Genomic DNA, 14,918 nt, shown 5'->3' with positions numbered 1-14,918 from the left:
CCTGAATAGATTAGAAGCTATTTATGCGGATTTTATAGTCATTCAATGGAGAAATTATTCAGATGCGCACCTTGGTAAGCATCCACTAGTTGATGATCAAAACAACATACTGAAATAATTATATAAATTCATATGCCAAATATTGGCATTAGTTTTTTACGAGAATAGCAATGAAAATTTCGCTCGTCAGTCTGCCGATAGAGTGTCGGGAATTCGTAATTGCTGGCCGGTTGGACCGGCGGACGGTCCTCCAAGGTTGTCGAGGCGGCCCGCCGATGCCGGCGGACGCGGCGACGCCAGAAGCGCGAGGTAAGCAGGAAAGTTTTCGACCGCCTGCGGACGCAACGTCAGGCGAGCGGTGCTGATGGTTGGAATTTCAGTGGCCCTTGGCTGGTCGTCACGCGCCGCGGATATTTGCTTTTGCATAATGCAGTCTTGCGCTCCACGTTGGATCCGAAAATTGACCACTGCACTACGGAGCTCGCGAGGCTGACTTTCGAAGAAAGCGCTTCTTTGCAAACGCCTTTCCGGAGCCTGATTTGAAATAGCGCTCGAGTTCGCGCGCCGTTCGTTCATCCGATACCGCTACATAGGAACACAGGACAATCGGCAGGAACTTGCGCGTGGAGACGACATGCCCTTGTTGGTGGGAGGCAACCCTGCGGCGAAGATCGTCGGTCGAGCCGACATAGATGTCGCCGTTACTTAGCTCAAGAAAGTAGACGTACCACAAGCGATGGCCCCCTGCGCTTCTCGCGAACGTTCGGGAGACGTTCTGCACGCGTCAAGAGTAGCCGGCTATGCTGATACCGTCTCCCTACGCTTCCACGAAGCTTCGGGAGACACCCTTCGCCCTGATTTGAAAGGGTGGCCTGCCACCCGAAGCCCGGCAGGGCGAAGGGTGGCGGAGAGGGAGGGATTCGAACCCCCGATAGGCTTGCACCTATGCCGCATTTCGAGTGCGGTGCATTCAACCACTCTGCCACCTCTCCGATGGCCCGGGTGATTTGCGCCACCCGCGGTCGGGGCGTGTTCTAGGCGAGGTTGGCGGGACAGACAAGGCGCTGCAATAATATTTCCGTCACCGCGGCCTCGTACCACCGAAACACCGGGCCAGCGTGAGAAAGCGCGCGGAAACAAGGCGCTAGCGGGACACTCGCGCTCGGTCGGCGCATGCGCGAGCCAAAGCCAGCAGGAGCGGACCATGGAGCATGCAACGATTCGAGCCAATGGCGCGGCGTTCCACGTGGTGCGGACCGGGAGCGGCAGGCCGCTGTTGCTGCTGCACGGCTGGCCGGAGTTCTGGCTGACCTGGAAGCCGGTCATGGCGCGGCTCGCCGACCGCTACACCCTGATCGCGCCCGACCTGCGCGGCTTCGGCGACAGCGACAAGCCGCAAGGCCCTTATGGCCCCGATCAGCATACCGACGACATGCTGGCGCTGCTGGATGCCCTCGGCATCGACAGAGCCGGCGTGGTCGGCCACGACGTCGGCGGCGCGGTGATGCAGCCGTTCGCCCGCAAGGCGCCCGATCGCATCGCCGGGCTGTTCTTCTTCGATTTCGTCTATCCCGGCATCGGGGCGCGGATGGCCGCGCCCGACCGGCTGAACCACATCTGGTATCAGTCGTTCCACCAGATGGAGATGACGCCCGCGCTGGTCGGTGCCAACAGGGACAGCTGCCGCACCTACATCGGCCATTTCCTGCACAACTGGACGCACCGCAAGGCCGCGTTCGACGACGTGATCGAGGATTTTGCCGACAATTTCTTCAAGCCGGGCAACCTCGCCGGCGGCTTCGCGCATTATCGCGCGTCGCATGCGGGGCGCGTGAAGATGATGCAGGGCGAGGCGCCCGCGCTGCCGCCGATCGCGGTGCCGACCTGCATCCGCTGGGCCGAGCACGACCCGCTGTTTCCTTACTCATGGACCGACCGGCTGGGCGAGACCTTCTCCAATCTGGATCTGAAGATGTTTCCCGATGTCGGGCATTTCCCGCATCGCGAGGATCCCGATCGCGCCGCCGCCGAGATCGCCGGCTTCTTCGCGCGGATCAATTGGAGGTAGAAAGTGGTGGGACCGCCAGGACGCGACAAAAACTGGCGGTCCCGTGCCGCTTTTCAGTATTGCTGGCCGGGAAGTGCGGCTTCGCCGGTCGGCGAGAGCGACACGGTCCACGGTAGCGGCGCCCGCTGGATCGGCAATGCGAAGCCGATCTTAACCTAACCGGTCAACCTTACCGCGCGATCCCGGGCTACGCGCTCCAACCTCCCCTTGAAAAGGGGAGGTCGCTTTGCACGCCAGAGCAAAGCGGGTGGGGATCAGCTCTCTCCGCATAGAGCGTCGCCTGCGGCTGACCCCCATCCCGACCTTCCCCCTTTCAGGGGGAAGGAGAAGAGAGATGGAGTGCGCGCGATCGGCGATGCGGACGCACGCTCAGGCGTCGGCCTTCTTGGCTTTTTTGGCCTTTTTCTCGTTCTTGTCGTCCTCGTCGTCCTTGTCCTTCTCGGCCTTCTTCTCGTCCTTGCCGTTGTCCTTCTTGCGATTGGTGTAGCGGGCATTGCCGAGCCCGGTTCCGATCGTCAGCACGCCCCAGCGCGTGACATCCTGCATGAACGGGACCTCGGCGAGCCCCTGCACCACGCCGTCATTGTGCATCACGATCGCGGTGTCATGATCGCCGATCTGCGGGATCGCCTCGACCAGGCTCGCCGGCAGGTTGAACTTGCTGCTCTCCCAATTGCCGGGCAGGTTCTGCGCGCCCTTCTCGATTCCGCCGTCCTCCTTGATGACGCCGGGACAGGCGATGCCGATGAACGGCGCGAGCTTGAGATTCTCCTTCTCCGCTTCGGCAATCAAATCCCTCAGCATCTTCACCAGCCGCTTCACCGCGCCTTCGCGCGTCGGCTCGTCATCGGCGTGGCGCCACAGCTCCGACTTCCAGACCGTCGCCTTGGAGAGATCGGGCGCCTTCTTCCAGCGCGTCTCGACGACGCCGCAGCGGATATTGGTGCCGCCGATATCGACCGCGAGCACACCGTCGTGGGCCTCGAATATCCACGATGGCGCGAGATGCAGCGTGCCGATCAGTCCGGCCTCATCGGGATGAAAGCGGATCGGCACCAGGTCGACCTTGGAATCCTCCGACTTCAGGATGATGTCGGTGCGCGCGATCGCGAGCTCGCCGAGCCTGGAGTCGCGGAAGCCGCCGCCGACCACGATGCGCTCGGTCTTGGCCCAGGCCTTGGTGTCGAGGAAGCGCCGCGTCACATAGGCGAGCTCCTGGGCAAACTCCTCGATCGCGCTATGCACGATCGCGGAGGCCTCGGTGTCGTCACCGACCAGCATCTCATCGAGCTTCTTCTTGCTGATCTTGTCCGACGGCTCGTCGCCGAACGGGTCCTCGCCGGATTTGCGCAGCGGCTTGCGCCAGCGGTCGAAGATCTTGCGGAACGCGCCCTTGGAGGCGCGATCGCCGAGAAAGCCCTCGTCGTCCTTCAGCTCGATGTTGAAGCTGTCGATGTCGACGGATGGCAGCCGCGTAGCACCGTGGTGCGCGATGCCCGTGGTCAGTCCAGCGTCTTCAGCCATTCGCCCTTGCCTGCCCGCTTGAGGTTCCCAGCACTAACGAAGCGGAACTCAAATGGTTGCGTCCCGCGCGGCGGCGTTCGGCCGGGCGCGGGACGCAATCTCGCAAGTAAGTTTCGCAAGTCTCAGGCGGCCCTCACCCCGTAGCGCGCCGCGGGCGCGCTGCGCGACAGGTTCGGCATCAGCTTCTGGCGGGCCGTCTCATAAGCCTGCCAGTCGGCGACCTCCGGCAGCGACGGCACGGTGAAGACCTCGCCCTGATCGAGGCCGGCGAGCGCGGCATCGACCATGTCCTCGGCCTTCATCACGATCTCGCCGGGCAGATGTTCGACCGGCGTGCCGGCGATACCCCAGAACTCGGTGGCCGTGGCGCCCGGTAGCACCGCCTGGACGCGGACGTTCTTGTCCTTCAGCTCGTGCTGCAGCGACTGCGTCAGCGCAAGCACGAAGGCCTTGCTGCCACCGTAGACGCCGTTGAGCATTTCCGGCGCGACGCCGACGACAGAGGCGATGTTGACGATGGTGCCGCCGCCGCGCGCGACTAGCCCCGGCACCGCCGCGTAGGTCAGGCGCATCAAGGCGTCGACATTGAGCGCGATCATGTCGCTCATCTTGTCGACGTCGGATGCGAGCAGCGGCGCCGTGGCACCGACGCCGGCGTTGTTCACCAGCACGCTGATGCCGGCATTGCTGCGCAGAATGGACTCGATCCGCGATACGTCGGCGCGCTTGCTGAGGTCGGCGGCGACGATCTCGATCGATCGGCCTGTCTCCGTCGACAAACGCTTGGCGAGCCCATCGAGGCGCTCGCGGTTGCGTGCGACGAGGATCAGATCGTAGCCACGCCGTGCGAGCCGGTCCGCATAGATGGCACCGATTCCGGACGACGCGCCGGTGACGAGCGCCGTTCCTTTGGCTGACTTGGTCATTTTGGTCTCCTGTTTGACCCTGGACGGCCGAATGTGGCCGCAGGTCAGGTTCTACAGGCCCCCTTGCATGTCTCAAATGTCATATATACACCTTTTTAGGACATAAATTCCGCCGGAGGGTTCCATGAAGGAAATCGGCTTCGTCATCTTCCCGGACTTCCAGGTGATGGGCTTCACCGCCATCACCGCCTTCGAGGTCGCCAATCTGATCGCGGGCGAGCCGTTCTATGAGGTCACGCTGCTGTCGGAGAATGGCGGCCCGGTGCGGTCATCCGCCGGGTTCAATGTCGAAACCGAAGCCTTCGGCGAGCGCAGCTTCGACACGCTGTTCATCGGCGCCGGCCACGAGCTGCATCCGGCATCGCCGAAGTTGATCGGCTATATCCGCCGCGCCATGACGGCATCGCAGCGGATCGCCGCGCCCTGCATCGGCGCCTTCTCGCTGGCCGAAGCCGGCCTGCTCGACGGCCGGCGCGTCTCCACGCACTGGCAATTCGCCGCCGAATTGCAGGCCCGATTTCCCGGGCTCAAGGTCGAGCAGGACCGCATCTACATTATCGACGGGCCGATCTGGACCTCGGCCGGCATGACCGCGACGATCGACCTGGCGCTGGCGATGGTCGAGCATGACCTCGGCGTCGAGGTCGCACGGTCGGTGGCGCGCAAGCTCGTCGTCTATCACCGCCGCACCGGCGGCCAGTCGCAGTTCTCCGCACTGCTCGAGCTCGCGCCGAAATCCGACCGGGTTCAGAACGCGCTCCATTACGCCAAGGCGCATCTGCGCAACGAGCTGTCGGTGGAGGAATTGGCCGAGGTGGCGCGGCTCAGCCCGCGCCAGTTCAGCCGCGCCTTCCGCGCCGAAACCGGCCAGTCGCCGGCCAAGGCGATTGAGCAGCTCCGGGTCGAGGCTGCCCGCGAACTGATCGGCGACGGCCGCCATTCGATGGACGAAATTGCCGGCGAGACCGGTTTTGCCGATCGCGAGCGGATGCGCCGGGCCTTCCTGCGGGTGCTGGGCCAGCCGCCGCAGACCATCCGCCGCCACGCCCGGGCCGCCGCGCAGACCGCGGCTTGAATCGCCAATCCGGGCCAAAATCGCGCCAAACCCTTCATCTTTGGCCGGTTTTTGCCCTGCTTTACCTTGACTCTCCTCCGTTTGCGGCTATAAGTCCCGCCCATCCGGCGCGGGGATTTCTCGCGCCGATCGTTTTTGTGCGGGCCATTTGGGAATTCATTCCCTTTCGCACGAAACACGCAACCCATAGCGACTGAACAAAAAGCCGACCCGGGCGATCCGTCCGAGGCCGGGATCGAACACGAAGGAATCAAACGATGTTCGCAGTCATCAAAACCGGCGGCCGGCAGTACCGCGTCGTTCCGAATGATGTACTCGAGATTGGCAAGATCGCCGGCGATGTCGGCACGATCGTGCAGCTAGGCGAAGTTCTGGTGCTCGGCGGTGACACGCCGGTGCTGGGAACGCCCACCGTGGCAGGCGCCACCGTTGCGGCCGAAGTGCTGCAGCACAAGCGCGGTGCCAAGGTGATCGCGTTCAAGAAGCGTCGCCGCAAGAATTCACGCCGCAAGCGCGGCTATCGCGACGAGCTCACGGTGCTTCGCATCACCGAGATCCTCGCCGATAACGCCAAGCCGACCATCGGCCCGCGGCCGAAGAAGGAAAAGGTCGCAGCGCCCGCCGATGGCGAGGACGCAGCGCCGAAGGCGGCCAAGAAGAAGGCGCCCGCAAAGGCAGCGGCCGCGAAAAAGGCTCCGGCCAAGAAGGCCGCGGCCAAGGCTTAAGAAGAAGTGATCATCGCGCTTCAAGTTGTGAAGCGTGACCAAACGTGAAATGATTCCGTCAAGGAATTGATCTAGAGATCAAAGCGAAGTCGGAGACGAGCTATGGCTCATAAAAAAGCAGGCGGTTCATCGCGCAACGGACGTGATTCCAAAGGCAAGCGCCTTGGCATCAAGGCGTTCGGTGGCGAGCGCGTGATCCCCGGAAACATCATCGCGCGTCAGCGCGGCACCACCTGGCACCCCGGCCTTAATGTCGGCATGGGCACCGATCATACTCTCTTCGCCAAGGTCGAGGGTCATGTCGAGTTCCGTGCCAAAGCCAACGGCCGCACATTCGTATCGGTCATTCCGATGGCGCAGGCGGCCGAGTAGACGGTGGACACACATGAGTCCGCCGGGTCCTGTTGAACCGGCGGAGCAGCAAAGAGCTCCAAGGGGAGGCGGGATGACCGGCCTCCCCTTTTTGTTGCGCGCGATCCGGTTCGACCGCGCGTGACGTTCCAAGCGTTGCGTATCGATTATCGCATCACAGGAGCTCGACATGTTGCAGGACATCCCGACGCCGACCTTGCGCGAGGCAAGAGCTTGCGTCCTCGAGACCGAACGGCTGACATTGCGCAAGCCGACGCTCGCGGACGTAAAAGCAATCGCACGCCTCGCCAATGACCGCCGCATCGCGGAGAACACCCGCCGCCTGCCGCATCCCTATACCCAGGACGACGCCATCGACTTCGTGCGCGCACTCGGCGCCGGCGGCCGCGAAACCGTTTTCCTGATCGAGAACAATCACACGCCGATCGGCATGGTCGGCATCGACTGGCGCGAGGAGACATCCGCCGAGCTCGGCTACTGGCTCGGCGTCGACTATTGGGGCCAGGGCTTCGGCACCGAGGCCGCACGCGCCGTGATCGATTACTTCTTCGAGGAATTCGATCTCGACCAGCTGATCGCGGGCGCCCGCGTCGTCAACCCGTCGTCGCGCAACATCCTCGAGAAGTGCGGCTTCCAGTGGAGCGGCGTCGAGCTGCACCGCTTCGAGGCGCTGGGCTCGTCGAGCCCGGTCGATGCCTTCCGCCTGTCGCGCGGCGTCTGGACCTCGCTGAAGCGCTGGAATAGCTCGAGGCGGCGGGAGAGCTAGGGCTCGACCGGCCTTCACCCTCCCCTGGAGGGGGAGGGTCGTTGCGCATGCAGCGAAGCGAAATGCGCAGCGGGGTGGGGTGATCTCTCCACTCGGGCACTGTTGGACGAGGAGAGACCGTCACCCCACCCCGCCGCTCATTGCATTCGCGTCGACCCTCCCCCTCCAGGGGAGGGTAAGATTACGCCGGCGGGTTCACCGCAGTGTCTCCGCGTCCGAGCTGCTGCTCGCGCACGAAGATGTAGAGGCCCGCCGCGATGATGATGGCGGCGCCGACGATGGTGGCCCAGGACGGCACGTCGCCGAACACCACGAAGCCGAAGATCACCGCCCAGACGATCATCGAATACTGGTACGGCACCACCACGCTCGCCGGCGCGAGCTTCAGCGACCGGTTCACGCAAAGCAGCGCCGCGACCGAGATGATGCCGGCGGTGAAGAACAGCACGAGGCTGCCGGCCGATGGCGTCACCCAGCCGAACGGCGAGAGCACGAGGCCGAGGATGAACGTGCCGCCGAATTGCGATGTCGCCAACACGATATCGGGCGTCGCGCGCAGCGAGCGCGTGATCAGCATCAACACCGCAAACGACAGGCTGCCGCCGAGCGCGATCATCGCCGGCCAGCTGATGGTCTGTGCGGATGGCCTGAGCGCGATCAGCACGCCGCAAAAGCCGACCAGGATCGCGGTCCAGCGCCGCCAGCCGATATGCTCGCCGAGCACGAGGCCCGACATCGCGGTGACGAAGATCGGTCCGGCGAGGTAGTAGGTGATGACGTCGGCGAGCGGCAGATAGACCGTCGCCAGGAAGAACGCCGCGACCTCCAGCGTCGACAGCGTGACCCGCAGCAATTGCAGCCACGGCCGCTCCAGATGCAGGAAATCCGCGCGCCGCTGCCACACGATCGGCAGCAGCACGAGCAGCGCCGCGCAGGCGCGCAGCCACAACAATTGCCCGACCGAATAGGTGGCGACGATGAATTTGCCCATCGCGTCGCCGAACGAGAACATGAAGATCGAGAGCAGCATCAAGCCGATGCCGGCGAGCCGCGCCGATCGATCGTCATAGGAGGACAGTTTTGCGAACAGGCTCATTGTTCTCTTGTTATCGCCGCCTCTGAGTCGGGCAGGTCCTCGGTTTTACCGACGTAGCCGTGCAGGACAACCCCGATGGCGGCAGATCGAACCAATTGTCGCAGTGCGGTCCCTGCGCTACCGGTAGGCCAGCCATTCAAGAAACAGAGCAGGAAACGCCGCATGAGCGACTTCGACCCCACCCAGCATCGCATGGTCCCCGCGCAGCGCTGGTTCGAGGATTTCGTGCTCGGCGAGCGTTTCGTGATTCCGAGCCGGACCCAGACCTCGGCGGTATTCGCCGCGTTCCAGACCGCGAGCGGCGACACCCATCCGATCCATTACGACGTGGAATATTGCCGCAGCCGCGGCATGCCTGATTTGCTCGCCCACGGCTTCCAGACCCTGGTGCACACCGCGCCCGGCGCCGGGCTGTTTCCCTATGTCGTGGAGGAGTCGCTGGTCGGCTTCCTGGAGCAGTCGAGCAAGTTCCTGAAGCCGGTCTATGCCGGCGACACCATCTACCCGGCGCTCGAGGTGATCGAGCTGTCACCGGGCAAGACCACCGGCGTCGTGACGCTGCGCTCCACCGTGCACAACCAGCGCCGCGAGCTGGTGCTGGAGGGGATACAGAAATTCCTGGTGCGGAAGCGGCCCAGCTAGGAGCATGATCCGGAAAAGTGTGAAGCGGTTTTCCGATAAGATCATGCTCAAACAAGGAGCTTGGGCCGCAAAAAGGCCCGAAAATTAAGGCTTTTCGCCGAAGTCAGGGCCTTTCCGGGTTGCCGCCGCGGCCACCCTGCCCTAACTAGTGAAAACCATGAAATTCCTCGATGAAGCCAAGGTCTATATTCGCTCGGGCGACGGCGGCAACGGCTGCGTCGCGTTCCGGCGCGAGAAGTTCATCGAGTTCGGGGGTCCGTCCGGCGGCAATGGCGGCCGCGGCGGCGACGTCATCATCGAGTCCGTCGACGGACTGAACACGCTGATCGATTACCGCTACCAGCAGCACTTCAAGGCGCAGAAGGGCACCAATGGCATGGGCAAGGACCGCCATGGCGCCAACGGCAAGCCGATCGTGCTGAAAGTGCCGGTCGGCACCCAGGTGTTCGACGAGGACCGCGAGACCCTGCTGCACGATTTCACCGAACTCGGCGAGAAATTCGTGCTGGCTGAAGGCGGCAATGGCGGCTTCGGCAATGCGCATTTCAAGTCTTCCACCAACCGCGCGCCGCGCAACGCCAATCCCGGCGCGCCGGGCGAGGAGCGCTGGATCTGGCTGCGGCTGAAGCTGATCGCCGATGCCGGCCTGGTCGGCCTGCCCAATGCCGGCAAATCGACCTTCCTGTCGGTGGTCAGCGCGGCGCGGCCGAAGATCGCCGACTATCCCTTCACCACGCTGCATCCGCAGCTCGGCGTGGTGAATTACGGCGGCCGCGAATTCGTGCTCGCCGACATTCCCGGCCTGATCGAAGGCGCGCATGAGGGCGCCGGCCTCGGCGATCGCTTCCTCGGCCATGTCGAGCGCTGCCGGGTGCTGCTGCATCTGGTCGATGCGACCTGCGAGCATGCCGGCAAGGCCTACAAGACGGTGCGCACCGAGCTCGAAGCCTATGCAGGCCACCTCGCCGACAAGATCGAGATCGTCGCGCTCAACAAGATCGATGCGGTGACGCCCGACGAGCTGAAGAAGCAGAAGGATCGCCTCAAGCGGGCCGCGAAGAAGACGCCGCTGCTGCTGTCAGGCGCGACCGGCGAAGGCGTGCCGGAGGCGCTGCGCGCGCTGGTCGACGTGATCGGCGAGGCGCCGGTGTCCAACAAGGCCAAGGGCGGCCAGGCGGAGCCGTGGGCGACGCCGGTGCCGCAGGGTTGACGGCATCTCGACTTCCCAAGCCACTTCACGTCCATGCCACCTCGTGGCGCCTCTTGCTTCCACCTTCCTGCCAGACCGAACCCATGAAACGCCCCGCGCTCAAGAACTTTTGCCGCATCGTCGTCAAGGTCGGCTCCTCGCTGCTGGTCGACTCGCAGGCCGGCGAGGTGCACGCCTCCTGGCTCGCGGCGCTGGTCGAGGACATCGCGAAGCTGCACAAGCGGGGCTGCGAGGTCATGGTGGTGTCTTCGGGCTCGATCGCGCTCGGCCGCAGCCGCCTGAAGCTGCCGCGCGGCCCGCTGAAGCTCGAAGAGAGCCAGGCTGCCGCGGCGGTCGGCCAGATCGCGCTGGCGCGGATCTGGTCGGAGGTGCTCGGCCATCACGGCATCGGCGCCGGACAGATCCTGGTGACGCTGCAGGACACCGAGGAGCGCCGCCGCTATCTCAACGCGCGCTCGACCATCGCCAAGCTGCTCGAATGGGGCGCGGTGCCCGTGATCAACGAGAACGACACCGTCGCCACCACCGAGATCCGCTACGGCGACAATGACCGCCTCGCCGCCCGCGTCGCCACCATGGCGAGCGCGGATCTTCTGATCCTGCTGTCCGATATCGACGGCCTCTACACCGCGCCGCCCGCGGTCGATCCCGACGCCAAGCTGATTCCTGTCGTCGAGAGCATCACCTCGGAGATCGAGGGCATGGCGGGCTCGGCCGGCTCCGAACTGTCGCGCGGCGGCATGACCACCAAGATCGAGGCCGCGAAGATCGCGACCACCGCCGGCACCCACATGCTGATCGCCTCCGGCAAGATCGAGCATCCCTTGCAGGCGATCGCCGACGGCGGCCGCTGCACCTGGTTCCTGACCCCGGCCAATCCAGTCACCGCGCGCAAGCGCTGGATCGCGGGCTCGCTCGAGCCGAAGGGCACGCTGACCATCGATGCCGGCGCGGTGGCCGCGCTGCGCGCCGGCAAGAGCCTGCTGCCGGCCGGCGTGATCCGGGTCGACGGCCAGTTCGCCCGCGGCGATGCCGTGGTGGTGCGCGGCCCCGATACCCATGAGATCGGCCGCGGCCTGGTCGCCTACGACGCCGACAATGCCGAGAAGATCAAGGGCCGCTCCTCGCCGGACGTGATGGCCATTCTGGGCATCAGCGGCCGGTCCGAGATGATCCATCGCGACGACCTCGTGATCGGCCCGGCCGGGGCCATCCCGGCCAAGTAAGCCATTGGGTAGGCCATTGGCCGAGCGGGGCGGCCAGCCGCCCACCTGCCATGTCGGTTCCGCGCCTCGCCACTCCCCAATTGCCATGCTAGAACATGGCCTTATTCCAAAGCTGGGACTTCCATGAGCGCCCCCCTGAAGGCGATCGACGGCGACGCCGATCTCGCCGCCCTGATGACCGACCTCGCCGCCAAGGCGCGCGCTGCTGCGCGCGTGCTGGCGCTGGCGCCGCCGGAGCAGAAGAACCGGGCGCTCGCCGCGATCGAACGCGCGATCCGCGCCAATGCGCCGGCGATTCTCGCCGCCAATGCCGAGGACGTTGCCGAGGCGCGCGCGGGCGGCATGACCTCAGCCTTCGTCGACCGCCTGACACTGACGCAGGCGCGCGTCGACGGCATGGCCGATGGCGTTGCGACGGTGCGCGAGATCGTCGATCCGGTCGGCGCCGTCACCGAAAGCTGGCAGCGTCCGAACGGCATGACCATCGAGCGCGTGCGCGTGCCGCTCGGCGTGATCGGCGTGATCTTCGAAAGCCGTCCCAATGTCGCCGCCGACGCCGGCGTGCTGTGCCTGAAGTCCGGCAACGCGGTGATCCTGCGCGGCGGCTCCGACAGCTTCCGCTCCTGCCGCGCGATCCATCAATGTCTGGTGCAGGGCCTGCATGAAGCCGGTCTGCCCGAGGCCGCGATCACCCTGGTGCCGACCCGCGACCGCGCGGCCGTCGGCCTGATGCTGACGGGATTGAACGGGGGCATCGACGTGATCGTGCCGCGCGGCGGCAAGAGCCTGGTCGGTCGCGTCGAGGCGGAGGCGCGCGTGCCGGTGTTCGCGCATCTCGAAGGCGTCAACCACATTTACGTCGATGCCAGCGCAAAGCTCGACATGGCCAAGTCGGTCGTGCTGAACGCCAAGATGCGCCGTCCCGGCGTCTGCGGTGCCGTCGAGACCCTGCTGATCGATCGTGGCGCTGCCGCGACCACGCTGAAACCGCTGGTCGAGTTGTTGATCGAGGCCGGCTGCGAGGTGCGCGGCGACGACATCGTGCAAGGCGTCGATGCCCGGGTGAAGCCCGCATCCGACGAGGATTGGGCCACCGAATACGAGGACGCGATCATCTCGGCGAAGATCGTCGACAGTCTCGATGAAGCGATTGCGCATATTCAAAATCACGGATCGCATCACACCGATGCGATCGTGACCGAGGATGCCGCTGCCGCGCAGAGATTCCTCAACGAGGTCGATTCGGCGATCGTGCTGCACAACGCCTCGACCCAGTTCGCCGACGGCGGCGAGTTCGGCTTCGGCGCCGAGATCGGCATTGCCACCGGCAAATTCCACGCCCGCGGCCCTGTCGGCGCCGAGCAGCTGACGAGCTTCAAGTACCGCGTCCACGGCACCGGGCAGACACGGCCGTGATCATTGTCGCACGCACACGGTAGACCCTTGCAGCAAGCCTCGCCCGTGTCGTTGTCCGCAGCCCAGGCGCTTCCGTTCTATACCAACGGCATGCGCATCGGGCTGCTCGGCGGCTCGTTCAATCCGCCGCACGCCGCGCATCGCGCCATCAGCCAATTCGCGCTGAAGCGCCTGCAGCTCGACCGGGTGTGGTGGCTGCTGACGCCGGGCAATCCGCTGAAGAACCATGACGGCCTGCATGCGCTCAACGAGCGCGCCGCCGCCGCGCGCCGCGTTGCCGACGATCCGCGCATCGACATCAGCTGTCTCGAAGCTGTCATCGGCACCCGCTACACTGTCGACACGATCATCCACTTGCGCCGCCGTGTCTCCGGCGTGCACTTCGTCTGGATCATGGGCGCTGACAATCTCGCGCAATTTCATCGCTGGAAAGATTGGCGGCGCATCGCGTCCGATGTGCCGATTGCCGTGATCGACCGACCGCCCCAAAGCTTCCGCGCCCTTGCCGCACCGGCGGCGCAGGCGCTCACGCGCTATCGCATGCCCGAAAATCAGGCGACACGGCTGGCCGACCAACAGGCGCCGGCCTGGGTCTTCCTGACAGGAATGAAATCCAATTTGTCTTCGACCGGACTCCGGAACCCGGACGGGAGCTGGAGGACGGCGTGAAGCGCAAAAGGGTTACTGGAATATTGAAACCATTAACCCCACATGCGTAATATGGCGCGTGGGGCCGAGGATTCGGCACCCGCGATACAGTGAAAGGAATGGTCCCTGGCCACATCTGTATTGTCAAAGTCTGTTTTACCCAAGGTTCCAAAGACTGCGCGTAAAACAACGACGAAAACCGCGGCCTTGCAGGCGCAACCGGACGCCGACAAACCGGATGCCGACAAGACGCTGAGCCTGATCCTCTCCCGCCTCGAGGACATGAAGGCGGAAGAGACGGTCACCATCGACCTTCGGGGCAAATCCGCATACTCCGACTACATGATCGTCACCACCGGCCGGGTGAACCGGCACGTTGGCGCGATCGCGGAGAATGTGACGAAGAGCCTCAAGGAAAACGGGGTCAAGAACATCCACGTCGAGGGCTTGCCCAATTGCGACTGGGTGCTGATCGATTCCGGCGAGGTGATCGTGCACGTATTCAGGCCTGAGGTGCGCGAGTTCTACAATCTCGAACGGTTGTGGACTCAGAACCCGGCGGTCGCGGCGGTCTAAGGGGTATCGAAGCCGATGCGAATCGGCTGCGGCGCATATAGCTTATGCGCGCGCCCTGAGGCGTGCGAGTCATGGACTTGACGCGTTTTCTACGGCAAACCGGATTCCACTTTGCCGGAAAACGCGTGTATGCGCCTCGTCGTGATTTGCATCGGCCGTCTGAAACAGGGCCCTGAACGGGAGCTCGCGGAGCGTTACCGCGAGCGCTTCGAGGATATCGGCCGCAAGCTCGGCTTTCGCGGCCTCGAGATTCATGAGATCGCGGAGAGCCGCGCGCGCGATACGGCCGCGCGCATCGCGGAAGAAGCTGCGGCGATCGCGGCGCTGGTGCCGGACAAGCACATGCTGGTCGCGCTCGACGAACGCGGCAAGAGCATCGACAGCGCAAGCTTTGCGCAGCAGCTCGGCCGCTGGCGCGATGAGGGGGCAGCACATACGGTCTTCGTGATCGGCGGCGCCGACGGACTTTCGCCTGAATTGCAGCGCAAGGCTTCGTTGCGTATTGCATTCGGCTCCGCGACCTGGCCGCACCAAATGGTCCGCGTCATGCTTCTGGAACAGATTTATCGGGCCGCGACCATATTGGCCGGCCATCCCTACCACCGCGCGTGACGCGGTGACGGACCGTCGAAAGCGTGAACGCAAACG

At 64.5% G+C, this 14,918-nt stretch carries 16 protein-coding genes and 1 tRNA gene; 12 read left to right on the top strand and 5 right to left on the bottom strand.

Going from position 1 to position 14,918, the window contains the following annotated elements; genetic code table 11:
- Positions 1-472: 472 nt before the first annotated feature.
- Both AC628_RS05120 and AC628_RS05115 read right to left on the bottom strand, forming a co-directional pair.
- Complete coding sequence (locus AC628_RS05120; RefSeq protein ID WP_074125658.1) at positions 473-733, bottom strand: GIY-YIG nuclease family protein; 261 nt, start codon at positions 731-733, stop codon at positions 473-475.
- A 169-nt stretch (positions 734-902) separates the two neighbouring features.
- A tRNA-Ser gene (locus tag AC628_RS05115) sits at positions 903-992 on the bottom strand.
- Between the two features lie 212 nt (positions 993-1,204).
- Between AC628_RS05115 and AC628_RS05110 the strand changes: the two genes are divergently transcribed.
- The gene (locus tag AC628_RS05110; RefSeq protein WP_074125653.1) at positions 1,205-2,068 is read left to right on the top strand and encodes an alpha/beta fold hydrolase; all 864 of its coding nucleotides are present in this window, start codon (positions 1,205-1,207) and stop codon (positions 2,066-2,068) included.
- Positions 2,069-2,437: 369 nt separating this feature from the next.
- Here the strand turns inward: AC628_RS05110 and AC628_RS05105 are convergent, their stop codons facing one another.
- Together AC628_RS05105 and AC628_RS05100 are read right to left on the bottom strand one after the other, a co-directional pair.
- Positions 2,438-3,592: an ROK family protein gene (locus AC628_RS05105; protein WP_074125652.1), complete on the bottom strand. Its 1,155-nt coding sequence runs from the start codon at positions 3,590-3,592 to the stop codon at positions 2,438-2,440.
- Between the two features lie 122 nt (positions 3,593-3,714).
- Complete coding sequence (locus tag AC628_RS05100; RefSeq protein WP_074125651.1) at positions 3,715-4,518, bottom strand: SDR family NAD(P)-dependent oxidoreductase; 804 nt, start codon at positions 4,516-4,518, stop codon at positions 3,715-3,717.
- A gap of 124 nt (positions 4,519-4,642) precedes the next feature.
- Here AC628_RS05100 and AC628_RS05095 point away from each other — a divergent pair, with 124 nt between their 5' ends.
- The 4 genes from AC628_RS05095 to AC628_RS05080 all read left to right on the top strand — a co-directional run bounded on the left by AC628_RS05095 (position 4,643) and on the right by AC628_RS05080 (position 7,456).
- Positions 4,643-5,593 carry a GlxA family transcriptional regulator gene (locus tag AC628_RS05095; protein ID WP_074125650.1) on the top strand — a complete coding sequence of 317 codons (951 nt, stop codon included), beginning with the start codon at positions 4,643-4,645 and terminating at the stop codon, positions 5,591-5,593.
- Positions 5,594-5,850: 257 nt separating this feature from the next.
- Complete coding sequence (rplU, locus tag AC628_RS05090) at positions 5,851-6,318, top strand: 50S ribosomal protein L21 (protein ID WP_074125649.1); 468 nt, start codon at positions 5,851-5,853, stop codon at positions 6,316-6,318.
- A 102-nt stretch (positions 6,319-6,420) separates the two neighbouring features.
- Entirely contained in the window at positions 6,421-6,690 is a 270-nt protein-coding gene (rpmA, locus tag AC628_RS05085; protein ID WP_021080922.1) for a 50S ribosomal protein L27, read from the top strand.
- 169 nt (positions 6,691-6,859) lie between these two features.
- Entirely contained in the window at positions 6,860-7,456 is a 597-nt protein-coding gene (locus AC628_RS05080; protein WP_074125648.1) for a GNAT family N-acetyltransferase, read from the top strand.
- Positions 7,457-7,637: 181 nt separating this feature from the next.
- On the opposite strand, the gene AC628_RS05075 is transcribed toward AC628_RS05080, so the two are convergent.
- Positions 7,638-8,552 carry a DMT family transporter gene (locus AC628_RS05075; protein ID WP_074125647.1) on the bottom strand — a complete coding sequence of 305 codons (915 nt, stop codon included), beginning with the start codon at positions 8,550-8,552 and terminating at the stop codon, positions 7,638-7,640.
- A gap of 162 nt (positions 8,553-8,714) precedes the next feature.
- Between AC628_RS05075 and AC628_RS05070 the strand changes: the two genes are divergently transcribed.
- The 7 genes from AC628_RS05070 to rlmH all read left to right on the top strand — a co-directional run bounded on the left by AC628_RS05070 (position 8,715) and on the right by rlmH (position 14,882).
- A complete protein-coding gene (locus AC628_RS05070; RefSeq protein ID WP_074125646.1) occupies positions 8,715-9,194 on the top strand; it encodes a MaoC family dehydratase in 480 nt (159 codons plus the stop codon).
- Between the two features lie 157 nt (positions 9,195-9,351).
- Positions 9,352-10,404 (top strand): GTPase ObgE, encoded by a 1,053-nt coding sequence (gene obgE, locus AC628_RS05065; RefSeq protein ID WP_074125645.1) that lies wholly within the window; start codon positions 9,352-9,354, stop codon positions 10,402-10,404.
- An 83-nt stretch (positions 10,405-10,487) separates the two neighbouring features.
- Positions 10,488-11,630: a glutamate 5-kinase gene (proB, locus tag AC628_RS05060; protein ID WP_074125644.1), complete on the top strand. Its 1,143-nt coding sequence runs from the start codon at positions 10,488-10,490 to the stop codon at positions 11,628-11,630.
- A 123-nt stretch (positions 11,631-11,753) separates the two neighbouring features.
- Positions 11,754-13,046 carry a glutamate-5-semialdehyde dehydrogenase gene (locus tag AC628_RS05055; protein WP_074125643.1) on the top strand — a complete coding sequence of 431 codons (1,293 nt, stop codon included), beginning with the start codon at positions 11,754-11,756 and terminating at the stop codon, positions 13,044-13,046.
- Between the two features lie 45 nt (positions 13,047-13,091).
- Positions 13,092-13,715: a nicotinate-nucleotide adenylyltransferase gene (locus AC628_RS05050; protein ID WP_083632586.1), complete on the top strand. Its 624-nt coding sequence runs from the start codon at positions 13,092-13,094 to the stop codon at positions 13,713-13,715.
- A 186-nt stretch (positions 13,716-13,901) separates the two neighbouring features.
- A complete protein-coding gene (gene rsfS, locus AC628_RS05045; protein ID WP_074125641.1) occupies positions 13,902-14,270 on the top strand; it encodes a ribosome silencing factor in 369 nt (122 codons plus the stop codon).
- Between the two features lie 129 nt (positions 14,271-14,399).
- Positions 14,400-14,882 (top strand): 23S rRNA (pseudouridine(1915)-N(3))-methyltransferase RlmH, encoded by a 483-nt coding sequence (gene rlmH, locus AC628_RS05040; protein ID WP_074125640.1) that lies wholly within the window; start codon positions 14,400-14,402, stop codon positions 14,880-14,882.
- Positions 14,883-14,918: the final 36 nt, after the last annotated feature.

The organism is Bradyrhizobium sp. NAS96.2, from assembly GCF_001908235.1.
Taxonomy (GTDB): domain Bacteria; phylum Pseudomonadota; class Alphaproteobacteria; order Rhizobiales; family Xanthobacteraceae; genus Bradyrhizobium.
The sequence above is the reverse complement of the archived record's forward strand: the minus strand, read 5'-3'. Positions and strand labels throughout refer to the sequence as shown.